20 protein-coding genes are annotated in these 23,817 nt (G+C 57.6%); 10 read left to right on the forward strand and 10 right to left on the reverse strand.

Going from position 1 to position 23,817, the window contains the following annotated elements; genetic code table 11:
• Positions 1–105: 105 nt before the first annotated feature.
• Positions 106–1,719, forward strand: coding sequence for a multicopper oxidase CueO (cueO, locus tag PAT9B_RS03660; RefSeq protein WP_013507909.1), 1,614 nt, complete (start codon positions 106–108; stop codon positions 1,717–1,719).
• Here the strand turns inward: cueO and PAT9B_RS03665 are convergent.
• Positions 1,716–2,996 carry a cystathionine gamma-synthase family protein gene (locus PAT9B_RS03665; protein WP_013507910.1) on the reverse strand — a complete coding sequence of 427 codons (1,281 nt, stop codon included), beginning with the start codon at positions 2,994–2,996 and terminating at the stop codon, positions 1,716–1,718. The genes cueO and PAT9B_RS03665 overlap by 4 nt on opposite strands.
• A gap of 167 nt (positions 2,997–3,163) precedes the next feature.
• Between PAT9B_RS03665 and hpt the strand changes: the two genes are divergently transcribed.
• The 3 genes from hpt (at position 3,164) to PAT9B_RS03680 (ending at position 5,591) form a co-directional block, all read left to right on the forward strand.
• Entirely contained in the window at positions 3,164–3,700 is a 537-nt protein-coding gene (gene hpt, locus PAT9B_RS03670; RefSeq protein WP_013507911.1) for a hypoxanthine phosphoribosyltransferase, read from the forward strand.
• Positions 3,701–3,897: 197 nt separating this feature from the next.
• Positions 3,898–4,824, forward strand: coding sequence for an ABC transporter ATP-binding protein (locus tag PAT9B_RS03675; protein WP_013507912.1), 927 nt, complete (start codon positions 3,898–3,900; stop codon positions 4,822–4,824).
• On the forward strand, positions 4,821–5,591 hold the full coding sequence (locus PAT9B_RS03680; RefSeq protein WP_013507913.1) for an ABC transporter permease: 771 nt from the start codon (positions 4,821–4,823) through the stop codon (positions 5,589–5,591). The genes PAT9B_RS03675 and PAT9B_RS03680 overlap by 4 nt, the downstream gene beginning before the upstream one ends.
• A gap of 61 nt (positions 5,592–5,652) precedes the next feature.
• Here the strand turns inward: PAT9B_RS03680 and panD are convergent, their stop codons facing one another.
• From panD to thpR, 9 genes are all read right to left on the reverse strand, one after another.
• On the reverse strand, positions 5,653–6,033 hold the full coding sequence (gene panD, locus PAT9B_RS03685; protein WP_013507914.1) for an aspartate 1-decarboxylase: 381 nt from the start codon (positions 6,031–6,033) through the stop codon (positions 5,653–5,655).
• A 28-nt stretch (positions 6,034–6,061) separates the two neighbouring features.
• Positions 6,062–6,916 carry a pantoate--beta-alanine ligase gene (panC, locus tag PAT9B_RS03690; RefSeq protein ID WP_013507915.1) on the reverse strand — a complete coding sequence of 285 codons (855 nt, stop codon included), beginning with the start codon at positions 6,914–6,916 and terminating at the stop codon, positions 6,062–6,064.
• 15 nt (positions 6,917–6,931) lie between these two features.
• A complete protein-coding gene (panB, locus tag PAT9B_RS03695; RefSeq protein ID WP_013507916.1) occupies positions 6,932–7,726 on the reverse strand; it encodes a 3-methyl-2-oxobutanoate hydroxymethyltransferase in 795 nt (264 codons plus the stop codon).
• Between the two features lie 75 nt (positions 7,727–7,801).
• On the reverse strand, positions 7,802–8,281 hold the full coding sequence (gene folK, locus PAT9B_RS03700; RefSeq protein WP_013507917.1) for a 2-amino-4-hydroxy-6-hydroxymethyldihydropteridine diphosphokinase: 480 nt from the start codon (positions 8,279–8,281) through the stop codon (positions 7,802–7,804).
• Entirely contained in the window at positions 8,278–9,693 is a 1,416-nt protein-coding gene (gene pcnB, locus PAT9B_RS03705; protein WP_223300472.1) for a polynucleotide adenylyltransferase PcnB, read from the reverse strand. The genes folK and pcnB overlap by 4 nt, the downstream gene beginning before the upstream one ends.
• A 38-nt stretch (positions 9,694–9,731) precedes the next feature.
• Positions 9,732–10,661 (reverse strand): tRNA glutamyl-Q(34) synthetase GluQRS, encoded by a 930-nt coding sequence (gluQRS, locus tag PAT9B_RS03710; protein WP_013507919.1) that lies wholly within the window; start codon positions 10,659–10,661, stop codon positions 9,732–9,734.
• A 72-nt stretch (positions 10,662–10,733) separates the two neighbouring features.
• Positions 10,734–11,189: an RNA polymerase-binding protein DksA gene (gene dksA, locus PAT9B_RS03715; RefSeq protein ID WP_013507920.1), complete on the reverse strand. Its 456-nt coding sequence runs from the start codon at positions 11,187–11,189 to the stop codon at positions 10,734–10,736.
• A 181-nt stretch (positions 11,190–11,370) separates the two neighbouring features.
• Complete coding sequence (gene sfsA, locus PAT9B_RS03720; RefSeq protein ID WP_013507921.1) at positions 11,371–12,075, reverse strand: DNA/RNA nuclease SfsA; 705 nt, start codon at positions 12,073–12,075, stop codon at positions 11,371–11,373.
• Entirely contained in the window at positions 12,076–12,615 is a 540-nt protein-coding gene (gene thpR / locus PAT9B_RS03725; RefSeq protein WP_013507922.1) for an RNA 2',3'-cyclic phosphodiesterase, read from the reverse strand.
• A 33-nt stretch (positions 12,616–12,648) separates the two neighbouring features.
• Here thpR and hrpB point away from each other — a divergent pair, with 33 nt between their 5' ends.
• The 6 genes from hrpB (at position 12,649) to fhuB (ending at position 23,813) form a co-directional block, all read left to right on the forward strand.
• Positions 12,649–15,126 carry an ATP-dependent helicase HrpB gene (hrpB, locus tag PAT9B_RS03730; protein ID WP_041525731.1) on the forward strand — a complete coding sequence of 826 codons (2,478 nt, stop codon included), beginning with the start codon at positions 12,649–12,651 and terminating at the stop codon, positions 15,124–15,126.
• A 94-nt stretch (positions 15,127–15,220) separates the two neighbouring features.
• Positions 15,221–17,722: a bifunctional glycosyl transferase/transpeptidase gene (gene mrcB / locus PAT9B_RS03735; protein WP_013507924.1), complete on the forward strand. Its 2,502-nt coding sequence runs from the start codon at positions 15,221–15,223 to the stop codon at positions 17,720–17,722.
• Positions 17,723–17,918: 196 nt separating this feature from the next.
• Positions 17,919–20,111, forward strand: coding sequence for a ferrichrome porin FhuA (fhuA, locus tag PAT9B_RS03740; protein ID WP_013507925.1), 2,193 nt, complete (start codon positions 17,919–17,921; stop codon positions 20,109–20,111).
• Positions 20,112–20,153: 42 nt separating this feature from the next.
• Entirely contained in the window at positions 20,154–20,948 is a 795-nt protein-coding gene (fhuC, locus tag PAT9B_RS03745) for a Fe3+-hydroxamate ABC transporter ATP-binding protein FhuC (RefSeq protein WP_013507926.1), read from the forward strand.
• Positions 20,949–20,955: 7 nt separating this feature from the next.
• Complete coding sequence (gene fhuD / locus PAT9B_RS03750; protein ID WP_013507927.1) at positions 20,956–21,834, forward strand: Fe(3+)-hydroxamate ABC transporter substrate-binding protein FhuD; 879 nt, start codon at positions 20,956–20,958, stop codon at positions 21,832–21,834.
• Entirely contained in the window at positions 21,834–23,813 is a 1,980-nt protein-coding gene (gene fhuB / locus PAT9B_RS03755) for a Fe(3+)-hydroxamate ABC transporter permease FhuB (protein WP_013507928.1), read from the forward strand. Before fhuD ends, fhuB begins: the two co-directional genes overlap by 1 nt.
• Positions 23,814–23,817 lie beyond the last annotated feature (4 nt).

Here is a 23,817-nt window from a genome sequence, read left to right on the forward strand (position 1 = left end):
CGGGCGGCGGGCTGCACTTTTTTTCGCCGCATTTTACACCAGCGCTTGACCCTCCCGCAGGGGCAAGGTTTACGCTGAAGGCTTATGCACAATAAGGATATGAATATGCAACGTCGTCATTTTTTGAAGCTGACTGCCGCTCTGAGCGCGGCGGGTGCCCTGCCATTGTGGAGCCGCTCACTGATGGCCGCCACGCGTCCATTGTTGCCCATTCCCGCGCTGCTGGAAGCGGATGCGCATGGCAGCTATAACCTGATCGCCCAGGCTGGCACCAGCCAGTGGAACGGCAAAGCGGTGCCGACCTGGGGTTACAACGGCAGTCTGCTCGGCCCTGCGATTAGGTTGCCGCGCGGCAAACCGGTAAACGTCAATATCCATAACCGTCTGCCGGAAGCAACGACCGTCCACTGGCACGGGCTGGAAGTGCCCGGCGCGGTGGATGGCGGCCCACAGGCGGTTATTGCGCCGGGTGCCAGCCGCCAGGTGAGTTTTACCCCGGATCAGCCTGCGGCGACCTGTTGGTTTCATCCCCATCAGCATGGCAAAACCGGCCATCAGGTGGCACAGGGGCTGGCAGGATTGGTGTTGATCGAGGATGAGGCATCCGGCAAATTGCGCCTGCCGGTGCAGTGGGGTGTTGACGACGTGCCCCTGATTTTCCAGGACAAGCTACTGACGCAAGATGGCAGTCGCATCGATTATCAGCTCGATATTATGCGCGCGGCAGTGGGCTGGTTTGGCGACATGATGCTAACTAACGGCGCGCAATATCCACAGCATGCGGTACCGCGTGGCTGGCTGCGCCTGCGTTTACTGAACGGCTGCAATGCCCGTTCGCTGCATATTGCCACCAGCGATAAACGTCCGCTGTACGTGATTGGTAGTGATGGTGGTTTGCTGGCGGAGCCGGTGAAGGTAGAGAGTCTGCCGCTGCTACCCGGCGAACGTTTTGAGGTGATGGTGGATACCTCGGACGGCAAAGCCTTTGATATGGTGACGCTGCCGGTGACACAGATGGGTATGATGCTGGCCCCGTTCGACCAACCGTTGCCGCTGGTGAACATCCTGCCGCTGCGCGTGATGGCGAGCGGTGCGTTGCCGGACAAACTGGTGGATCTGCCCTTGCTGCCTGCGACGGAGGGGCTGCAAACCCGCTGGCTGCAACTGATGATGGACCCACAACTCGACAGCCTGGGGATGAAAGCGCTGATGGATCGCTACGGTGCGAAAGCGATGGGTAACCATCACGGCATGGCCATGCCTACAGACAAAAAGCCGATGGACATGAAGATGGACATGGGCGGCATGGCGATGGATCACGGCAATATGGCGATGGATCACAGCGGGCACGGCAAAGCTGCGCCGGGTTACGATTTCCACAATGGCAACAAAATCAATGGCGTTGCCTTTGATATGACGAAGCCGATGTTCGATGTGAAACTCGACAGCATGGAGAAATGGACTATCTCCGGCGAAGGCGACAGCATGTTGCATCCGTTCCACATCCACGGCACCCAGTTCCGTATTCTGTCAGAAAATGGCAAGCCGCCGGCACCGCATCGTCAGGGCTGGAAAGATATGGTCAGCGTCGACGGCTGGCGCAGTGAAGTGTTGGTACGCTTCAACTATGCCGCCAGCGCCGAACACGCCTATATGGCGCACTGTCACCTGCTGGAACATGAAGACACCGGCATGATGCTGGGTTTCACCGTGACCTAACTGGCTAACGCCTGCCGAATATCTTCAATTAAATCATCGGCATGTTCGATGCCGATGGAAAGCCGCACCGTGGCGTCAGTGATGCCAATGCGCTGGCGTATCTCGGCGGCGACCCCCGAATGGGTGGTGCTGGCCGGATGGCTGGCGAGCGATTCGGTGCCACCGAGGCTGACCGCCAGTTTGAACAGCGTCAGGGCGTTCAGGAAGCGAAACGCGGCGGGCTGGCCGCCGCGAATATCAAACGAGAAGGTCGAGCCTGCGCCAACGCATTGACGGCGAAAGGTTTCTCCCGCGCTGCTGTTCTTGTCCAGGAAGGGGAGCCAGTGCAGCTTCTCCACCTGCGGCTGATCACGCAGAAACGCTGCGACTAACGCCGCATTGTGCGCCGCTTTCTCCATGCGCAACGACAGCGTTTCCAGTGAACGACCAATCATCCAACTGGAGTGGGGATCAAGCTGGGTGCCAATCGCACTGCGTAACGCCCGTACCTGGTCGATCAGCGCCTTTTTACCCAGCACGGCACCGGCAATCAGGTCGGAGTGGCCGCCGACATATTTAGTTAATGAATAGAGCGACAGGTCAGCCCCCTGTTCCAGTGGGCGCTGAAAAATCGGTCCCAGCAGGGTGTTGTCACAGGCGATAATCGGACGGGAACCCTGATGCTGGGCAATCACTTCGGCGACTTCCACCATCAATTCAATATCCACCAGGCTGTTGGTCGGGTTGGCGGGGGTTTCTACCAGAATCAACGCCACGCGCCCGCGTTGCCAGGCCAGTTTGGCCGCTTCGTGCACTTTCTCTTCATCGGTGCCATCGCTGAAGCCGACCGCTTTGATTTCGAGATTATGCAGCGTCTTGCTGAGCAGGGTTTCCGTGCCGCCGTACAGCGGCTGCGAATGCAAAATCACCTCACCTGGCCGGGCAAAGGTCAGCAAGGTGGTGGCAATTGCTGCCATCCCGGAAGAGAACAGGGCGGCGCGTTCTGCTCCTTCGTAAATCGCCAGTCGATCTTCGACAATTTCGCTATTGGGATGATTGAAGCGTGAATAGACCAGGCCGCCACGTTTCCCTTCGGGAGGTTCACGGCGTCCAGCGACAAAATCAAAAAAATCTTTTCCCTCTTCGGCGCTGTTAAACACAAAAGTGGAGGTGAGGAACACCGGCGGTTTGACGGCACCTTCCGACAGGCGCGGATCGTAACCGTAATTCAGCATTTGCGTTTCGGGATGGAGCGACGAGTTGCCAGACGGCGATTTTTTGCTGGATGAAGAGGTCATAACGTCTCCGGATTGGCAGGGTAGAGGTCTGGGCGCTTTTTATACAGTTAACGTCAGAGCAATATTTTTCGCCACGGTAACGTTTGCGTTGTGTGCGCGGCGTCAGCGCTTAATTGGACTATGATAGACTGCGTGGCTTTCTGAGACACCTAACCGGGCTGAATGCAATGAAACACACTGTCGACGTGATGATCTCTGAGCAGGAGATCGCAACCCGTATTGCCGAACTGGGCAAACAGATTAGCGACCATTACCGCAACAGCGGCCGTGAGATGGTGCTGGTCGGGCTGTTACGCGGTTCCTTTATGTTTATGGCCGATCTGTGCCGCACCATTGAAGTGCCGCACGAAGTCGACTTTATGACCGCCTCCAGCTACGGCAGCGGCATGTCCACTACCCGTGATGTGAAGATCCTGAAAGATCTCGATGAAGATATTCGTGGCAAGGACGTGCTGATCGTTGAAGACATCATCGACTCCGGCAATACCCTGAGCAAAGTACGCGAGATTCTGCGTCTGCGTGAACCCAACTCGCTGGCGATTTGTACCCTGCTGGACAAACCGGAACGCCGTGAAGTGGATGTCACCGTGGAATATGTTGGCTTCGCCATTCCGGACGAGTTTGTTGTCGGTTTTGGTATCGACTACGCTCAGCGCTACCGCCATCTGCCGTACATCGGCAAAGTCGTGCTGCTGGACGAGTAACCGCACAATCTTCCAAGGCTAACCTTTCCCGCCTGCGATAAGATGCGCAGCCCGTCGGCCAGTGGCTGACGGGTCGCTCTGTACGCGTTTCCCCGCGCTGCGCTGAGTGATAACATAATCTCTGCTAAACTCCTTTAAATTCACGACTTTTATCACCTACTCACTCATTTCTGATTACAACAGGGTATGGATTCGCAATGACTTATGCACTGGAACTTTCCGGGCTGACCAAGACCTATCCCGGCGGCGTACAGGCGCTGAAAGGGATCGATCTCAGCGTGGAAGCAGGTGATTTTTATGCCTTACTGGGGCCGAACGGTGCCGGTAAGTCCACCACTATCGGCATTATCAGCTCGCTGGTGAATAAATCTGGCGGCAGCGTGCGGGTGTTCGGCTATGACCTGGAAAAGGACGTGGTCAATGCCAAGCGTCAGCTGGGACTGGTACCGCAGGAATTCAACTTCAACCCGTTTGAGACCGTGTTGCAGATTGTGGTCAATCAGGCCGGTTATTACGGTGTGGAACGTCGTGAAGCGAATATTCGCGCCGAAAAATACCTGAAACAGCTCGATCTGTGGGGTAAACGCAACGAACGTGCGCGCATGTTGTCAGGAGGGATGAAACGCCGCCTGATGATCGCCCGTGCCCTGATGCACGAGCCCAAGCTGCTGATCCTCGATGAGCCGACCGCCGGGGTCGATATCGAACTGCGTCGCTCCATGTGGGTGTTCCTGAAGGAGCTGAATGCGCAGGGCACCACCATCATTCTGACCACCCACTACCTGGAAGAGGCAGAGATGCTGTGCCGCAATATCGGCATTATCCAGAGCGGTGAGCTGGTGGAAAACACCTCGATGAAAGGGCTGCTCTCCAAGCTGCAATCCGAAACCTTTATCCTTGATTTAGCGCCGCGCAGCCCGCTGCCGAAGTTGGAAGGTTTCCAGTATCGCCTCGTCGATACCTCTACGCTGGAAGTGGAGGTGATGCGTGAGCAGGGACTGAACAGCGTTTTCAGCCAGCTCAGTGCGCAAGGTGTGCAGGTGCTGAGTATGCGTAACAAAGCCAACCGCCTTGAGGAGCTGTTTGTCAGCCTGGTGCAGGGAAAAACAGGAGCCAAAGCATGACGCATTTATATTGGGTGGCACTCAAGAGCATCTGGACCAAAGAGATCAACCGCTTTGCCCGCATCTGGATTCAGACGCTGGTGCCACCGGTGATCACCATGACGCTGTACTTCATTATCTTCGGCAACCTGATTGGTTCGCGCATCGGCGATATGCATGGTTTCAGTTACATGCAATTTATCGTGCCGGGTCTGATCATGATGGCGGTGATCACCAACGCCTACGCCAACGTGGCATCCTCGTTCTTCAGCGCCAAGTTTCAGCGCAACATTGAAGAGCTGCTGGTGGCACCGGTGCCGACGCACATTATCATTGCCGGGTATGTCGGTGGGGGTGTGGCGCGTGGCGTCTGTGTCGGGGTTTTAGTGACGGCGATATCGCTGTTCTTTGTCCCGTTCCAGGTCTATTCGTGGACGATGGTGGCGGTCACGCTGCTACTGACGGCGATTCTGTTCTCGCTGGCCGGTTTGCTCAACGCGGTGTTTGCCCGCACATTTGATGATATCAGCCTGATTCCGACCTTCGTGTTGACGCCGTTGACCTATCTCGGTGGGGTATTCTACTCGCTGACGCTGCTGCCGCCGTTCTGGCAGGCGGTGTCTAAGCTGAACCCGATTGTGTATATGATCAGTGGCTTCCGTTACGGTTTCCTTGGCATCCATGATGTGCCGCTGGAGCTGACCCTGTCGGTGCTGGTGGCGTTTATTGTGGTGTTTTACGCGCTGGTGTATGTGTTGATTCAGCGTGGCAGAGGACTGCGCAGCTAAGGCAGAACTGTGACGTAGCGGCGCGATTTATCGCGCGATAAATCGCGCCGCTACAATGCTATCAGGCGACCTGCACCGGCAGCGCTTTTGCGATGCGCTTCATCTCGTTATCGCCCTCAAAATAAGCCACTTTCGGCTGCCAGCTGCGGGCCACTTCATCTTCCACCTGCACGTAAGAACAGATGATCATGATGTCGCCTTCGCAGGCGCAGCGTGCTGCGGCACCGTTGACGGAGATAATCTTTGAGCCACGTTCGGCAGCAATCGCGTAGGTGGAGAAGCGCTGGCCGTTGGTGACGTTGTAGATGTCGATGGCTTCATATTGCAGAATGCCAGAGGCATCGAGAAAGTCCTGGTCAATGGCGCAGGAACCTTCGTAATTCAAGTCTGCCTGGGTCACTTTGACGCGATGCAGCTTGCCCTGTAATACGGTACGAATCATAGCGGTATAACCTTATTAAAATGATCCCTTACTGGGTCAGATCCACTTGCTGATTATCAATCAGCCGGGCGTTGCCCAGCCAGGCGGCCATCAAAATTACAGCCCGCTGGCTATCGACGGTCAGCGGCTGCAGCGTTTCGGCATCGCAAATCGCCAGACCATCCGGGCGGAAACCTTTCTCACGCAGCGTCTGTTCGGCACTGTCGATGATCTCTTCCACGTGGCGCTCGCCGTTGCTGAGACGATCGGCCATGCTGTTCATCACCTGGCTTAAACCGGGGGCCAGTTTACGCTCATCGGCGGTGAGATAACCATTGCGCGAACTGAGCGCCAGGCCATCTTGGGCACGCACCGTTGGCACGCCGACAATCTCAATGTCGAAGCCCATATCCGCCACCATTTTGCGGATGATAGCCAACTGTTGAAAATCCTTTTCACCAAAACAGGCGATATTGGGTTGTACCAGATTGAACAGCTTGCTGACGATGGTGGAGACGCCACGGAAATGCCCCGGACGGCTGGCACCTTCCAGCAGCGACGAGAGTCCCGGAACTTCAACAAACGTCTGCGTATCCAGACCTTTGGGATAGACATCGGCTGGTGCGGGAGCAAACACCAGATCCACGCTATGGCGATTCAGTTTTTCGCAATCGTCCTGCAAGGTACGCGGGTAGCGCGCCAAATCGTCGGGACGATCGAACTGCATCGGGTTCACAAAAATCGACACCACCACGATGTCGGCGCGCTCACGCGCGGCATCGACCAGTGTTAAGTGTCCATCATGCAGGTTGCCCATGGTAGGCACCAGCGCGATACGTTTGCCTTCCTGCCGCCAGCGACGAATCTCGCGACGCAGCATCGGCAGTGTTTCAATGATCAGCACTGCACATCTCCTGATTTACTGGAAACTGTGTTCGGCGGCCGGATAGCTGCCCGCCTCAACTTCGGCAATATAGTGGCGAATCGCCGCACGAATGTCGCCGGTTTCCGCGAGGAAATTTTTGGCAAACTTCGGGATATGGCCGCCAGTAATGCCAAAGGCATCGTGCATGACCAGAATTTGCCCATCGGTGACATTGCCTGCACCGATACCGATGACCGGGATCGTCAGCGCTTTGGTCACGCGTGCTGCCAGCGCCACCGGTACACACTCCAGCACCAGCAACTGTGCGCCTGCCGCTTCCAGCGCCAGCGCATCTGCCAGCAGACGATCCGCGCCCGCCTCGTCACGGCCCTGAACTTTATAGCCGCCGAAGATATTGACCGATTGCGGCGTTAAGCCGAGATGACCACACACCGGCACTGCGCGTTCGGTCAGCATCTGCACGGTTTCTGCCAGCCAGGCACCGCCTTCCAGCTTGACCATATTGGCCCCGGCGCGCATCAACTGTGCGGCATTGTCGAAGGTTTGCGCTGGCGTGGCATAACTCATAAACGGCAGGTCAGCCATCACCAGTGCCTGTGGCGCGCCACGACGCACCGCTGCGGTGTGATAGGCGATATCGGCGACGGTGACTGGCAGGGTCGATTCATGGCCCTGTACCGTCATGCCAAGCGAATCACCGATCAGCAGCACCTGGATGCCTTCGTCAGCAAACAGGCGGGCAAAGCTGAAGTCATAGGCCGTCAGCGTGGCAAATTTGCGGCCACTGGCTTTCCACTGGCGTAAATGGGAGATGGTTGTGGGTTTCATCGCACTCTCTCAGTATTTTCTGATGGGCGCAGTGTAATGGATTGACGATACGGGTGATATGACTGGCGTGCGATTTTACCAGAAACGAATCGCGCTTTGGTCGAGCGCCGCCAGCAGCGGGGCTAACGGGGTGCCATCGGGTAAGGTCTGCTGAGGAGCAATCTCCAGCAGTGGCAGCAGCATAAATGCGCGGTTGTGCATGTCGTAATGCGGCACCGTCAGGCGCGGCGTGTTAATCACCGCATCGCCAAACAGCAGAATATCCAGATCGAGGGTGCGTGGCCCCCAGCGCTCCGCTTTGCGCACCCGGCCATGTTCCAGCTCGATGCGCTGGGTATGGTCGAGCAGGGTTTCTGCGGGCAGCTCTGTTTCCAGCGCCACCACCGCGTTGAGGTAATCGGGTTGATCCGGCGGGCCGTAGGGAGGCGTGCGGTACAGCGACGACGTGGCAACGCGGGTGGTGTGCGGCAGTGCATCCAATGCCGCCAGCGCTGCATCTACCTGATGCAGCGGGTCGGCGAGGTTACTGCCTAACGCGAGATAGACGCGGGTCATGGCGCGCTGTTGCTGCGTGGGGCAGCAGGACGGCGACGTGGGCGACGCGGTTTACGACGTGGTGCCGGATCATCGCCCAGCGTATTCAGCATGGTTTTCTGCTGCGTCGGTGCCGCAGCCTGGAACTCGCCCCACCATTGTGTCAGACGTTGCAGTTCCGGGTTGTTTTCCACCTCGGCCCGCAACGCCAGCAGATCATACGCGGCGCGGAATTTAGGATGTTCCATCAGCTTCCACGCACGTTTGCCATGGCGGCGCGACATACGCAGCTGCAACTGCCAGATATCCCGAATCAGCGTGGTGATACGCTTCGGAATCGCCAGCGCGCGGCAGGCTTCATCCAGCGTTTCGTTCATCGCCAGGGCAAAGGCATCGTAATAGGTCAGGCCGCTTTCCTGGGCGATCTGCTCGGCAGATTCCAGCTGCGGATACCAGAACATTGCGGCAAACAGGAACGCCGGATTGACGCGCATATCGTTCTGCAAGCGGGTATCGGTGTTTTTCAGCACCTGCGCCAGCATGCGCTCCATCGGGCTGTCGCTGTGTTCGGTAAAGCCACGCGTCAGCGTCGGGAACAGCGGCTGAAACAGTTGATACTCGCGCATCATCTGATAGGTGCGGTAGCCATAACCGGCTTGCAGCAGCTTGAGCGATTCTTCGAACAGGCGTGCAGGCGGAATGTCATGCAGCAGGGTAGCAAGACGCGGAATCGGCTCGGCCGTCTCCGGCGCAATGCGCATCTCCAGCTTGGCGGCAAAACGCACCACGCGCAGCATACGCACCGGGTCTTCGCGATAGCGCGTTTCCGGGTCGCCAATCAGGCGAATGATGCCTTGCTGCAAATCCTGCAAACCGCCGACATAATCGCGCACCGTAAAATCGGCCACGCTGTAGTACAGGCTGTTGATGGTGAGGTCACGACGCTGGGCATCATCTTCGATGCTACCGAAGATGTTATCGCGCAGCAGCATACCGTTTTGCCCACGCTGCGAGCTGTTGCGGTCTTCTTCACCTTCGTCCATCTGATGATGGCCACGGAAGGTGGCAACCTCGATCACTTCCGGCCCAAACATCACATGGGCGAGGCGGAAGCGGCGGCCCACCAGGCGGCAGTTGCGGAACAATTTACGCATCTGTTCCGGCGTGGCGTTGGTGGTGACATCGAAATCTTTTGGTTTCTTACCCAGCAGTAAATCGCGCACACCGCCGCCTACCAGGTAGGCTTCGTAACCGGCTTTGTTCAGGCGATAGAGCACTTTGAGGGCATTTTCGCTGATATCTTTGCGTGAGATGTTGTGGCTTTCACGGGGAATGACGGTCATCAGACTTTCGGTTTCCACCTCTTCAGGCGCCTCCGCCTCCTCGTCACGCTTGAGGACTCTCCGGCAAAAATTAGCGACTCGGGTAAAAATGGGACACCTCGACAGTGACATTAATGGTGTTGGTAAAATCAGCGGCTAATCATAGCCTGTTGCGAACCATTTGAGAATGGCGTTGTCGTTTCATCCGGCTTCAGGGCGTTTTCCAGTGGGATCAGACGGATATTCCACCGCGCGACCGCCTGTTTTAACAGCGATTCCAGCGATTCATCCTGCCATCCTTCTGAGACCGGTTGACCCAAAAAGTTTAACGCCTGTACCAGCAACGGTCGCGCATCGCCTGCGGGCAACGCAGGGGCATGGTTCTGTTTGGACAGTTTGTTGCCATCGGCATTCACCGCCAGCGGCAAATGCAGGTACTCAGGTACCGGCCAGCCAAACTGTTGATACAGCGCGACCTGGCGTACCGTTGGCTCAATCAAATCCGCGCCGCGGACAATCTCGGTAACACCCTGAAAATGGTCATCCACCACCACCGCCAGGTTGTAAGCAAACAGGCCGTCACGGCGGTGAATAATAAAATCTTCTTCTGCCAGCCGGGTAGCGGCCATCAGGTGACCACGCAGACGATCGTCAAAACCATACACCGGTGCATGTTGGCGCAGGCGTAACGCGGCATGATGCGATCCAAGCTGCAAATCGCGACAATGGCCGTCGTAGAAACCGCCCAACTGTTGAATACGGCTACGCGTACAGGTGCAGAAGTAACTCTGACGTTGTTCGCGTAACCAATGTAGAGCCTCACGGTAAGCCTGATGGCGCTGCGACTGCCACAGTACTTCACCATCCCAGTGCAATCCATACTGTTCCAGCTGCTGCAAAATACGGTTGGCGGCACCGGGGATTTCGCGTGGTGGATCGATATCTTCGATACGGACCAGCCAACGCCCTTGTTGCGCACGCGCATGCAGGTAGCTACCCAAGGCAGCAATCAGCGAGCCAAAATGGAGTTCACCAGAAGGAGAGGGGGCGAAACGCCCAATGCAGGGAAGGTTAGACATTTTATAGTGTGCACCGCACGGCGGGAAAACAGTGGTTTTCCCTGCTGTGCGGCGACAGTCTGTTCACGGCCATTAGCCAGCCATCTGCTTCTCGCGGATTTCTGCCAGCGTCTTGCAGTCAATGCACAGATCGGCGGTCGGACGCGCTTCCAGACGACGAATACCAATTTCAACACCGCAGGATTCGCAGTAGCCGAAATCGTCATCTTCCACTTTCTTCAGCGTCTTCTCGATCTTTTTGATCAGCTTACGCTCACGATCGCGGTTACGCAGTTCCAGACTGAATTCCTCTTCCTGCGCGGCACGGTCAACCGGATCCGGGAAGTTGGCAGCTTCGTCCTGCATATGTGACACAGTACGGTCGACTTCATCCCTGAGTTGATTGCGCCAGGCTTCCAGAATCTTGCGGAAATGGCTCAGCTGGGCTTCGTTCATATACTCTTCGCCCGGTTTCTCCTGATACGGCTCCACCCCAGCGATGGCGAGGATACTCAGGGACGATGTTTTACGGTTTTGCCCTTCTTGCATGTTGTTTCTCCTGGATAACACGCACTATCGATTCCCAACAGGGAAAAAAACAGGCCGCTATAAATAGCAGAAGCAATCAAGGTTGGCAATTATTCATGATCACACCTTGACAAGCCTGTGAGGAACAGCGTATTCAGCGCACCGCTCGGAACATTCCTATCACAACAAATTGCTAAGAATATTACAACTCTACCCTTATCGGCTGCGTCAGTAACATTTTTAGCGGTGATATGTGAGCCTGATACGCCAATACTTCCACGCCACACCGCTGCGCCTGTACCAGTAGTTCTGCGTATTGCGCGTCGATATGGCGCGCCGGGGAAACGTCCTCAATCCCCGTGTGCAAAACGGCAAACAACAAAACGGCCCGATGACCCTCTGCCACGATATGACTGAGTTCGCGCAGATGCTTTTGTCCGCGAGCCGTCACCGCATCCGGAAAATAGCCTTTACCATGCTGTAAAAGGGTGACGGACTTGACTTCAATATAGCAGTTCGATCTGCCCTTCGCTTGCAGCAGGAAGTCAATTCGGCTTTTTTCCGTGCCATATTTCACTTCAGACTGGCAGTGGTCATAAGAGGAAAATTCTGGAATTACACCGAGATTTATCGCTTCTTTCACCAGCTGATTGGCGCGCAACGTATTAACGCAGATCCAATGGCCTTGCTGGGTTTCGGTCAGCTCCCAGCTGTGGGGATACTTGCGCGTCAGGCTGTCGGAGGTGGAATACCACACGGTATCGCCTGGTGTAGCGCAGCCGGTCATCGCGCCAGTATTGGCACAGTGGATGGTCAGCGTCTCACCCTCAGGGGTGATGACATCCGCTAAGAAACGCTTATAACGGGCGATTAAACGGGCCGGTTTGAGTGGCGGGGAGAAAAGCATTCAGTCTCCTGTCGGGGTGGATAACGGCCAGCGGGCCAGCACCTGGTAGCGGGTTTGGCCCTTTTCGAAGCGCGAAGAACATAAGACGAACTGGTTCACCGCGAAACGCCAGTGAAAACCGCGCGGCGGAAGCGCCACTTTAGCTGCCGCGTTGCGCAGTAAGGTGATGTGCGGATGAAACGACGTGGCGCTTTGCGCACAGCCCTGTCGGGCGGCCTGGGCGCGCAGCAGACTCGCCAGTTGCAACAAACTGCGTGGCGGGCGCTGACAACCCAGCCACACCACGCCCGGACGCGGCCAATGCCCGGCATCATCTAAATCGAGATCAAAGCCTGGTTGCGTAATCCGTCCGGCGAGTTGTTGCAGACGCTGTGAGGTTTCGTCACTGACTTCACCAAGGAACGCCAGCGTCAGATGCAGATTGGCTGCCGCTATCGGGCGTCCTGCGTCTTCAGCGAAGTTTTCAGCCCGCCAGCGCACCAGTTCCCGCTGCAAAGGCGCAGGCAGTTCAAGGGCAAAAAACAGACGTTGAGTGGTCATCGTGGCCTCCGATCATCCGCGCCGGGTGTTACAATGCGCGCCATCTTAGCACAGGCAGGAAGGGAGTTGAGTTTGAGTGAATTACCGGTAAGTGAGGTACTGCCTGAGCTGTTGGCCGCACTGGCGCAAGCGCCGCAGGTATTGCTGGCGGCACCGACCGGCGCAGGCAAATCCACCTGGCTACCTTTGCAGCTGCTGCAACAAGCGCACCTGCCCGGACGCATCATTATGCTGGAACCGCGACGACTCGCCGCGCGCAATGTGGCGCAGCGGCTGGCGGAGTTGCTCGGCGAACAACCGGGGGGCACGGTGGGGTATCGGCTGCGCGGTGAAAACTGCTGCGGGGCTAACACCCGGCTGGAGGTGGTCACTGAGGGTATCCTGACCCGCATGTTGCAGCGCGATCCGATGCTGGAAGACGTTTCGCTGGTGATTCTGGATGAATTTCACGAGCGCAGCTTGCAGGCCGATCTGGCGTTAGCGCTGCTGCTGGATGTGCAGCAGGGACTGCGTGAAGATCTGAAGATTCTGCTGATGTCGGCGACGCTGGATAATGATCGCCTGCGGACATTATTGCCCGATGCGCCGTTTATTGCCTCTGAGGGACGCAGCTTCCCGGTGACGCGTCGTTTTGCTTCCCTGAATAATCAGCTGCGCTTTGAAGAAGCGGTGGCACGTGAAGTGGCACAGCTGTTGCGCGAAGAATCCGGTTCCTTGCTGCTATTTTTGCCCGGCGTGGCGGAAATTGAGCGGGTGAAACGCGAACTGGAAACCCGCGTCAGCGAGGATGTCGATCTCTCTCCTTTATATGGTGCGTTGTCACTCGACGCTCAGCGCCGGGCGATTTTGCCGTCACCCCCGGGTCGCCGCAAGGTGGTGCTGGCGACCAATATCGCAGAAACCAGTCTGACCATTGAAGGTATTCGTCTGGTGGTGGACAGCGCGCTGGAACGATCGGCCCAGTACGAAGTGCGTAGCGGCGTGACGCGGCTGCAAACCCAACGTATCAGCCAGGCATCGATGACACAGCGCGCCGGGCGTGCCGGTCGTCTTGAGCCGGGGATCTGCCTGCATCTTTTGCCGCAGGAACAGGCGTTGCGCGCGGCGGCACAAAGTGAGCCGGAAATTCTGCATAGTGACCTCGCCTCATTACAAATGGATTTGCTGCAATGGGGCTGCCCGGACGTGGCGCAACTGCGCTGGCTGGATCGGCCTCCGGAGCGTCATCTGCGAGCGGCGCGGGCATTGCTGACCCGGCTGGCGGCGCTGGATGAAGCCGGACGCCTGACCGCCGTTGGGCGCAGCATGGCGGAGCTGGGTAGCGATCCGCGGCTGAGCGCCATCTTGTGCGCCGCCGGGCAAAATAAAGATGCGATCGCCAGCGCGGCCTTGTTGGTGGCTATTCTGGAAGAGCCGCCACGCAGCGGTAGCGCCGACCTGCGTGATGCGCTGCACCGTCCTCAATCCACATGGCAACGGCGCGCCCGGCAGTGGCAGCAGCGTCTCAATGCCAGCGGCGGTAACGTCGATGCCGATCGTTTCCCGGCACTGCTGGCCGCCGGGTTTGCCGACCGGTTGGCCCAGCGTCGTGGTGACAGCGCGCGTTATCAGCTGGCGAACGGCATCGGGGCCATGCTGGATGAGCAGGATGGCCTGAGCCGCAACGAATGGCTGATCGCACCGTCGCTGTTACAAGGTGCCAGCGCCGCTGATGCGCGTATCTTGCTGGCATTGCCGGTAGAGATTGAGACGCTGCGTCAGCAGTGTCCGCAGTTGGTGGAGCAGCGCACCGATGTGGAATGGGATGAAGAAAAAGGTACGCTGCGTGCCTGGCGGCGTGAAGTCTCGGGTGCGCTGGTCCTGAAAGCGCAACCGATGGCACGTCCGGAGCCGGAGGTGCTGCACGCGGCGATGTTGCGTTGGATACGTGAAAAAGGTCTGGCGGTGCTGGGCTGGACGCCGGAGGCCGAGCAGCTGCGCCTGCGCCTGCATTGTGCCGCACAGTGGCTGCCGGAGGAGGCGTGGCCTGCCTTTGACGACGAAACCTTGCTGGAATCGCTGGAAACATGGCTGCTGCCGGAGATGCAGGCGGTGCGCGATCTGAAGGGGTTGCAGAACGTCAATCTTGTCAGTGCATTATTACATTTGCTGACATGGTCACAACGTCAGCGGCTGGATACTGTGCTGCCAACTCATTACACTGTGCCGACCGGAAGCCGCCTGCCGATTCGCTATGATGCGGAGAAGCCCCCGGCGCTGGCGGTGCGTATTCAGGAGATGTTTGGTGAAGCCAGCAATCCTGCCGTTGCTGAGGGCCGGATACCGCTGGTCCTGGAGCTGTTGTCACCGGCGCACCGGCCATTGCAGATCACCCGCGATCTGGCGGCGTTCTGGCGTGGGGCATATCCTGAAGTGCAGAAAGAGATGAAAGGGCGCTATCCCAAACATCCCTGGCCGGACGATCCGGCTAACGCCTTACCAACGAGGCGGACCAAGAAATTTTCATCGTGACCTCTGGCGAGAATTCAGAGGGTTCTGCCATGCGCAGCACGAGAAAGCAGTTAGAGTAACGGCGCAGCCGTAGCTATACCTGGAGAATAACAGCATGTCTGGGAATGATCGCGAACCGATTGGGCGCAAAGGAAAACAGCCCAAACCGCCGCGCAGCACCGCGCGTCGGGGTCGCCGTAGGGAACTTGATGATGATATCGATCAGGACGATTTTGATGATGATGAGGAGAGTGAGCCAGTGCCACGTAAAGGTAAAGGAAAGCGCCCGCCGCGCGCTAAACGTCGCTGGTTAGGCTGGTTCATCAAGCTATTTCTGGTGTTTGTCGTGGTGATGGCCGCCTGGGGTGTCTATCTCGACTCAGAAATCCGCAGCCGTATTGACGGTAAAGTGTGGCAACTGCCCGCAGCCGTTTATGGTCGCATGGTCAGTCTTGAACCGGGCATGGCGTATGACAAAAAAGAGATGATTGCGCTGCTGGAAGGCACGCAGTATCGCGAAGTGTCACGCATTACCCGTCCTGGTGAGTTCAGCGTCAAAGGCAACACCATCGATCTGCTGCGCCGTCCGTTTGATTTCCCGGACAGTAAAGAAGGGCAGATCCGTGCACGTATGACGTTCAACGGCGACGAACTGAGCGAGATTAAAAACCTCGAAACCGGACGCGATTTTGGCTTCTTCCGTCTCGATCCCCGCCTGATCACCATGTTGCAGTCACCGAACGGCGAACAGCGCTTGTTTGTGCCGCGTGCCGGTTTCCCGGATCTGCTGGTGGATACGTTGATCGCCACCGAGGACCGCCATTTCTACGAGCATGATGGCATCAGCCCCTACTCGATTGGTCGTGCGTTCCTTGCCAACATTACCGCCGGTAAAGCGGTGCAGGGCGGCAGTACCCTGACGCAGCAGCTGGTCAAAAACCTGTTCCTCACCAACGAGCGTTCGCTGTGGCGCAAAGCACGTGAAGCCTATATGGCGGTGATCATGGATGCGCGCTACAGCAAGGATCGTATTCTTGAGCTGTACCTCAACGAGGTGTACCTCGGCCAGGCTGGCAATGATCAGATCCGTGGCTTCCCGCTGGCGAGTTTGTACTATTTTGGTCGCCCGGTGGATGAATTGAGTCTCGATCAGCAGGCGATGTTGGTGGGGATGGTGAAAGGCGCATCGCTGTACAACCCGTGGCGTAATCCGCAACTGGCGCTGGAACGCCGTAATCTGGTACTGCGTTTACTGCAACAGCAGAAGATCATCGATGAGGATCTGTACAACATGCTGTCGGCGCGCCCCTTAGGTGTGCAGCCGAAGGGTGGGGTGATTACGCCGCAGCCCGCCTTTATGCAGATGGTGCGCAATGAGTTGCAGGCGAAGCTCGGCGATAAAGTGAAAGATCTCTCCGGCGTGAAGATCTTCACCACGCTCGATCCGATTTCGCAGGATGCGGCGGAAAAAGCGGTTGAAGATGGCATTCCGACGCTGAAAAAACAACGCGGTCTGAAAGATCTGGAAACCGCGATGGTGGTGGTTGACCGCTTCAGCGGTGAAGTGCGCGCGATGGTGGGCGGTTCCGATCCCCAGTTTGCCGGTTACAACCGTGCGTTGCAGGCGCGCCGCTCCATCGGTTCGCTGGCCAAACCGGCCACTTACCTGACGGCGTTAAGCCAGCCGAACAGCTATCGTCTGAACAGCTGGATTGCTGATGAACCGATCGCGCTGAAACAGCCGAACGGCACCATCTGGAAGCCGCTCAACGACGATCGTCGCTTCAGCGGTAAAGTGATGTTGGTGGATGCGTTGACCAACTCGATGAACGTGCCGACCGTCAACCTCGGGATGACGTTGGGGCTGAATTCGGTGGTTGATACCTGGACTAAACTCGGCGTGCCGAAAGACCAGCTTCATCCGGTTCCGGCCATGCTGCTGGGTGCGCTGAACCTGACGCCGATTGAAGTGGCCCAGGCATTCCAGTCCATCGCCAGCGGCGGTAACCGTGCAGAGCTGTCAGCAGTGCGTTCGGTGATTGCCGAAGATGGCACCGTGCTGTACCAGAGCTTCCCGCAGGCACAGCGTGTGGAACCGGCACAGGCCGCGTATCTGACGTTGTACAGTATGCAGCAGGTGGCGGATCACGGTACGGCGCGTGCACTGGGTGCGCGTTTCCCGAATGCGCATCTGGCGGGCAAAACCGGGACCACCAACGACCTGATCGATAGCTGGTTTGCCGGTATCGACGGTAAAGAAGTGGCGATCACCTGGGTTGGCCGCGATAACAACCAGACAACCAAGCTGTACGGGGCCAGTGGTGCCATGCAGCTGTATCGTCGCTATCTGGATAATCAGGCACCGATGCCGCTGGTGTTGACGCCGCCGGAAGATATCACTCAGATGAACATCGATTCGGCGGGTAACTTTGTCTGTGGTTCGGGCAGCAGTACCTGGCGCTCACTGCCGGTCTGGACGCTTGATCCTAACTCGCTGTGCCAGCAACAGCAGCAGCAAGTTCAGCAGCAGCAACAGTTGCAACAGCAGCAGCAGGAAGAGCAGAAAGACAGCAACGGCGTGGCTGGCTGGATTAAAGAGATGTTTGGCAATAACTAAGTTGCTGAATCTTAAAAAAAGGGTGCTTAGGCACCCTTTTTTATTGGTATGAAAATGAGCGATCTTGCGGCAAACGCACCGCTATCAGGCTTTAAATCTTGCGGATCTTGCGCGATATCGCCTAAAATCCAACCTTTCTAATAATCATTCTCGTTTACATTCGCCTGCATCGACTACTTTTCGAGAGATTCCTGATATGAATGCGCGCTTTTCCCCTGTTATTCCGCGTGGGGCGTCTACCAAACGCCCGATCGCATTACTGATTTCCATCGCCCTTGGCACCCTGAGCGCGCAAGCGCTGGCTGAAGATACTGTAGTCGTCACCGCTGATGGTGGTACTGCGGCACCGCAGGAGAGTGCATGGGGACCGGCTCCGACCATTGCGGCGAAACGCAGTGCGACGGCGACCAAAACCGATACGCCGATCGAGAAGACCCCGCAGTCGATTTCGGTGGTCACGCAAGAAGAGATGGCGATGCACAATGTCCAGTCGGTCAAACGTGCTTTCAGTTACACCCCAGGGATCAGCGATAACCGTGGCAGCTCGGATGTGATCGATGCTTTCTCGATTCGCGGCTTTAGTGAAGTTAATACCAACCAGTATCTCGATGGCCTGAAGTTGCAGGGTGATAACTACTCTGAGTTCGCTATTGATCCTTACTTCCTTGAGCGTGCTGAATTGCTGCGCGGCCCGGCGTCGGTGCTGTACGGCAAAAGCAACCCCGGTGGGGTGGTGTCATTGGTGAGTAAGCGTCCGACCCAGGAAACCCTGCGCGAAGTGCAGTTCCAGATGGGCACCGATAACCGCTTCTCTACCGGTTTTGATTTCGGTGGCGCGTTGGATGACAGTGGCGTCTACAGCTATCGCCTGACCGGCCTGGCGCGCAGCCAGGATGCGCAGCAGGAGATGAACAAAGAGAAACGCTATACCATCGCGCCTTCCTTTAGCTGGCGTCCTGATGCCAATACCCGTCTCGATCTGTTGACTTACTTCCAGAACGAACCGGAAACCGGTTATTACGGCTGGCTGCCGCGTGAAGGTACGGTGGTGCCGATTACCCGTGCCGACGGCAGCCAGTTCAAACTGCCAACCAATTTTGATGAAGGTGAACCGGGCAACAAGATTGCGCGCAACACCAAGATGGTGGGCTACAGCTTTGAGCACAGCTTCAACGATACCTGGACGGTACGTCAGAATCTGCGCTATGCCGATCTGCGTACCGATTATCGCAGTATCTATGGCACCGGTTACGATGCCACGACCGAGCAAATTACCCGTAGTTCTGCGAATTCGAATGAAAAGCTGAATCAGTTCGCGGTGGATACTCAGGCTCAGGCTAAGTTCCTCACCGGTGCCGTCGATCATACTTTGCTGATGGGTGTTGATTACCAACGCACCCGTAACGATATCGATGCCGCCTTTGCTGGTGCCTCATCGATCAGCCCGTTTGACCCGCAATACGGTAATAATACGACCGGTACGCCTTTCCTGTACCAGTATCTTAACCGTCAGGAACAGACCGGCCTCTACACTCAGGATCAGATGGAGTGGAACCGCTGGGTGCTGACGCTGGGTGGTCGCTACGATTACGCCATGACCTCGGCGCTGAACCGTGATGGCAACAGCGAAGAGAAAAGCCACGATCAGGCGTTTACCTGGCGTGGCGGTCTGAACTACGTATTTGATAACGGCATCGCCCCGTACTTCAGCTATAGCGAATCCTTTATCCCGACACCGGGCACCACCGCAGGCGGACAGCCGTTTGATCCTTCGCGCGCCAAACAGTATGAAGCCGGGGTGAAATACGTACCGAAAGATCGTCCGATTGTTATCACCGCCGCGGTGTATCAGCTGACCAAAAGCAAGAACCTGACTGCTGATCCGAATAACCTCAACTTCAGCGTGCAGAGCGGTGAGATTCGTTCGCGTGGGGTGGAGCTGGAAGCCAAGGCTGCTCTGACCGCCAATATCAACCTGACGGCGGGTTATAGCTATACCGATGCGGAATACACCCATGATACCGAGCTGCAGGGCAAAACGCCGGTACAGGTGCCGAAACAGACCGCGTCATTGTGGAGTGATTACACTTTCCACGAAACCGCACTTTCTGGTCTGACACTGGGTGCCGGCGTGCGCTATACCGGTGCCAGCAAAGGGCTTTACAGCAGCGGTGATAACGAAAACCAAAACTTCGATGTGAAGGGCTATACCGTGGTTGATGCCGCCGTGAGATATGACCTTGCACGCTTCGGCCTGCCGGGTTCATCACTGGGTATCAACGTCAACAACCTGTTTGATCGCGAATATGTGGCCAGTTGCTACCGCGAATATGCCTGCTACTGGGGCACCGATCGTCAGATTGTTGGTACTGCGACCTTCCGTTTCTGATAGATAAGGGCGCGATAAGCGCCCATAACGCCAGGGATTACCATGCAGCATCCGCACCACGAAGAAACCACCTTTACGCTGGACAACGTCAGTTTTCGCGTGCCGGGACGCACGCTGCTTCATCCGCTCTCATTGACCTTTACGCCGGGTAAAGTCACGGCCCTGATTGGTCATAACGGTTCAGGCAAATCTACGCTGCTGAAAATGCTGGGACGCCACCAGGTGGCCAGCGAAGGGCGCGTGTTACTGAACGGTGAAGCGGTCGAGCAGTGGGGCAGCAAGGATTTTGCCCGTCAGGTGGCGTATCTGCCGCAGCAGTTACCGGCAGCGGAAGGGATGACGGTGCGTGAGCTGGTGGCGATTGGGCGTTATCCGTGGCACGGGGCGCTGGGGCGTTACGGTCAGGAAGATCGTGACCGTGTAGAGGAAGCGATAGCGCTGGTCGGGCTGAAACCGTTCGCCGGGCGGCTGGTTGACAGCCTGTCGGGCGGTGAACGTCAGCGTGCCTGGCTGGCGATGCTGGTGGCACAAAACAGCCGCTGCCTGCTGCTGGATGAACCGACTTCCGCACTGGATATTGCCCACCAGGTTGAGGTGTTGGCGTTGATTCAGCGCCTGAGCCAGGAGCGTGGTTTGACGGTGATTGCGGTGCTGCATGATATCAATATGGCGGCGCGTTATTGTGACCAACTGGTGGCGTTGCGCGGCGGGGAGATGATTGCTGAAGGGGGACCGGAGGTGATCATGCAGGCTGATGTGCTGGGCAGCATTTACGGCATCCCGATGGGCATTTTGCCTCATCCGCAGGGCGGCGCGCCCGTCAGTTTCGTTTACTGAGGCTCGCATGCTGGATATTTCTCGCCGTCGTCTGTTGGCGGCGCTGGCGTTGTCGCCGTTAATGCAACTTGCGCCGCTCCATGCGGCGTTACCGGATACCCGGCGTATTCTGGCGCTGGAGTGGTTACCCACGGAACTGTTGATGGCGTTGGGCGTGGCACCGCTTGGCGTCGCGGATATGCATAACTATCGGGTGTGGGTGGGTGAGCCGCAACTGCCTGCCACCACCATCGATCTGGGCCTGCGTACCGAACCCAATCTGGAGCTGATGACCCAGCTCAATCCTTCTCTGATCCTGCACTCCAATGGCTATGGTCCTTCGGCGGATACGTTGTCGCGCATCGCGCCAACCATGGGGTTTGATCTGAACAGTGGCGATGGCAAACCGCTGAGCACGGCCAGACAATCCCTGCACGCGCTTGGCGCACGCATTGGGCGCGAAGCGCAGGCGGTGCAACATTTGCAGTATGTCGACGGCGTACTGGCGGCGGCGCGTGAACGCCTGCAACCCTGGGCGGGACGTCCGATCCTGCTGATGTCGCTGCTGGACAGCCGTCATGCCATCACCTTTGGCAAAGGCAGTCTGTTCCTGGAAGTGATGGATCATCTTGGCTTGCAAAGCGCCTGGCAGGGTGAAACCAATTTCTGGGGCAGCGCGGTCATCGGGCTGGAGCGGCTGGCGGCCGTGGGTGATGTGCCGGTAATCTGCTTCGACCACGATAATGAGTTGCAGATGCAGGAAGTGATGCGCACGGCATTATGGCAGGCGCTGCCGTTTATCCGTGCCGGGCATTTTCAGCGCGTGCCAGCCGTCTGGTACTACGGTGCCACTTATTCTGCACTGAAATTTGTCCGCGTGCTGGAACACGCGCTGGAGTCGCACTGATGCGCAATCGTCTGTTTTCTGTCGCGCTATTGAGTGCACTGTTTCTGCTGGCGCTGGCTTTAACCCTGATCAACTTTCGCCAGGCTTTGCCAGTGGCGCAGTGGACGCAGGCGTTGGTCGCGCCGGACGTCAACAATATCCAACAAGTGGTGTTTCATCACAGCCTGTTATCCCGCCTCGCGCTGGCGTTACTGGTCGGGGCTGGGTTGGGGCTTGCTGGTTTGCTGTTTCAACAGGTGCTGCGCAACCCGCTGGCAGAACCCACGACCCTTGGGGTTTCATCTGGCGCACAACTGGGCCTGACGGTCGCGACCTTGTGGCAACTGCCTGGCGGTGCGGTGACGCAGCAGCTCGCGGCGATGGGCGGTGCGGTGGTGGTTGGCATTCTGGTCTTCGGGGTTGCCTGGGGTAAACGGCTGTCACCGGTGACCTTGATTCTTGCCGGATTGGTACTCAGCCTGTACGTCGGCGCGGTCAATCAAATCTTTGCCATCTTTAATCACGACCAGTTGCAGAATATGTTCCTGTGGAGCACCGGCGCGCTCAACCAACTGGACGGACACAACGTTGCGGTGCTGTGGCCGCGCTTGTTGCTGGCGTTTGTGCTGGCGCTGGCTTTGCTGCGTCCGCTGACGCTGATGGGACTGGATGATGGCGTCGCGAAAAACCTCGGGCTGGCACTCTCGCTGGCGCGCGTGGCAGCGCTGGCGCTGGCGATTCTGCTGAGCGCGCAACTGGTTAATGTCGCCGGTATTATTGGCTTTATTGGTTTGTTTGCGCCACTGCTGGCGAAGATGCTCGGCGGCCGTCGTTTGCTGAGTCGGATGTTGCTGGCTCCGCTGATTGGCGCGTTGCTGCTGTGGCTGGCGGATCAATGCGTGCTGTGGCTGACCAACCATTGGCGCGAAGTCTCCACCGGTACGGCAACGGCACTGATCGGCGTACCGATTCTCCTGTGGCTGCTGCCACGTCTGCGTACCGGTTCGGTGCCGCCGCCGCTTAATCAGGGCGATAAGATCCCTGCTGAGCGCCAGGCGGTGCTGCGCTGGTGTCTGGTCGGCGTCGCGCTATTGGCGTTGCTGGGATTGGTGGGCATCGTCTTTGGCCGTGATGCGTTCGGTTGGGCGTGGGTCAGCGGCGATATGTTGCATCAACTGCTGCCGTGGCGTGCGCCGCGCGTGCTGGCGGCACTGGTCGTCGGGCTGATGCTGGGCGTGGCCGGGGCGTTGATTCAACGCTTAACCGGCAACCCGATGGCCAGCCCGGAAGTGTTGGGTATCAGTTCGGGTGCAGCCTGCGGCGTGGTGGTGATGCTGTTTTTCGTGCCCGGAAATGCAGTGGCCTGGCTGTTACCGGCCGGTGCGTTGGGGGCGGCAGCGACGCTGTTGACCATTATGCTGGTGGCCAGCCGGGGTGGTTTTTCACCGGAACGGATGTTGCTGGCAGGGATGGCGCTGAACAGTGCCTTTGTGACCTTGCTGATGCTGCTGATGGCGAGCGGTGACCCGCGTATGGGCGGCTTACTCAGCTGGATCTCCGGTTCAACTTACAACATCAACATGCAACAGGCGCTGCAAAGCGCAGTATGTGCCCTGGTGTTGGTGGCGTTGGCTCCGTTAGCCAGTCGTTGGTTGACGCTGCTGCCGTTGGGGAGTGCCACGGCGCGTTCGGCAGGGATGGCGTTGACCACCTCGCGACTTGCCCTGCTGTTGCTGGCGGCCGCACTGACCGCTGCGGCCACCTTAACCATTGGCCCATTGAGCTTTGTCGGATTAATGGCACCGCATATCGTGCGCATGCTGGGCTTCCGACGCGCGTTGCCGCAGGTCATGATGGCCGGTTTGCTCGGGGCTGGGTTGATGGTGTTTGCTGACTGGTGCGGACGGATGCTGGCGTTCCCGGATCAAATCCCGGCCGGGCTGATGGCCACCTTCTTTGGCGCGCCGTACTTTATCTGGCTGCTCAGGCGTGTAAGGTAAAAAA

Source organism: Pantoea sp. At-9b (assembly GCF_000175935.2).
GTDB lineage: Bacteria > Pseudomonadota > Gammaproteobacteria > Enterobacterales > Enterobacteriaceae > Pantoea.

Bases quoted from the DNA above. Each gene is read 5' to 3' on its own strand.
- cueO (WP_013507909.1), top strand. From the start codon at position 106: ATGCAACGTCGTCATTTTTTGAAGCTGACTGCCGCTCTGAGCGCGGCG.
- PAT9B_RS03665 (WP_013507910.1), bottom strand. From the start codon at position 2,996: ATGACCTCTTCATCCAGCAAAAAATCGCCGTCTGGCAACTCGTCGCTC.
- hpt (WP_013507911.1), top strand. From the start codon at position 3,164: ATGAAACACACTGTCGACGTGATGATCTCTGAGCAGGAGATCGCAACC.
- PAT9B_RS03675 (WP_013507912.1), top strand. From the start codon at position 3,898: ATGACTTATGCACTGGAACTTTCCGGGCTGACCAAGACCTATCCCGGC.
- PAT9B_RS03680 (WP_013507913.1), top strand. From the start codon at position 4,821: ATGACGCATTTATATTGGGTGGCACTCAAGAGCATCTGGACCAAAGAG.
- panD (WP_013507914.1), bottom strand. From the start codon at position 6,033: ATGATTCGTACCGTATTACAGGGCAAGCTGCATCGCGTCAAAGTGACC.
- panB (WP_013507916.1), bottom strand. From the start codon at position 7,726: ATGAAACCCACAACCATCTCCCATTTACGCCAGTGGAAAGCCAGTGGC.
- folK (WP_013507917.1), bottom strand. From the start codon at position 8,281: ATGACCCGCGTCTATCTCGCGTTAGGCAGTAACCTCGCCGACCCGCTG.
- gluQRS (WP_013507919.1), bottom strand. From the start codon at position 10,661: ATGTCTAACCTTCCCTGCATTGGGCGTTTCGCCCCCTCTCCTTCTGGT.
- dksA (WP_013507920.1), bottom strand. From the start codon at position 11,189: ATGCAAGAAGGGCAAAACCGTAAAACATCGTCCCTGAGTATCCTCGCC.
- sfsA (WP_013507921.1), bottom strand. From the start codon at position 12,075: ATGCTTTTCTCCCCGCCACTCAAACCGGCCCGTTTAATCGCCCGTTAT.
- thpR (WP_013507922.1), bottom strand. From the start codon at position 12,615: ATGACCACTCAACGTCTGTTTTTTGCCCTTGAACTGCCTGCGCCTTTG.
- hrpB (WP_041525731.1), top strand. From the start codon at position 12,649: ATGCGCGCCATCTTAGCACAGGCAGGAAGGGAGTTGAGTTTGAGTGAA.
- mrcB (WP_013507924.1), top strand. From the start codon at position 15,221: ATGTCTGGGAATGATCGCGAACCGATTGGGCGCAAAGGAAAACAGCCC.
- fhuA (WP_013507925.1), top strand. From the start codon at position 17,919: ATGAATGCGCGCTTTTCCCCTGTTATTCCGCGTGGGGCGTCTACCAAA.
- fhuC (WP_013507926.1), top strand. From the start codon at position 20,154: ATGCAGCATCCGCACCACGAAGAAACCACCTTTACGCTGGACAACGTC.
- fhuD (WP_013507927.1), top strand. From the start codon at position 20,956: ATGCTGGATATTTCTCGCCGTCGTCTGTTGGCGGCGCTGGCGTTGTCG.
- fhuB (WP_013507928.1), top strand. From the start codon at position 21,834: ATGCGCAATCGTCTGTTTTCTGTCGCGCTATTGAGTGCACTGTTTCTG.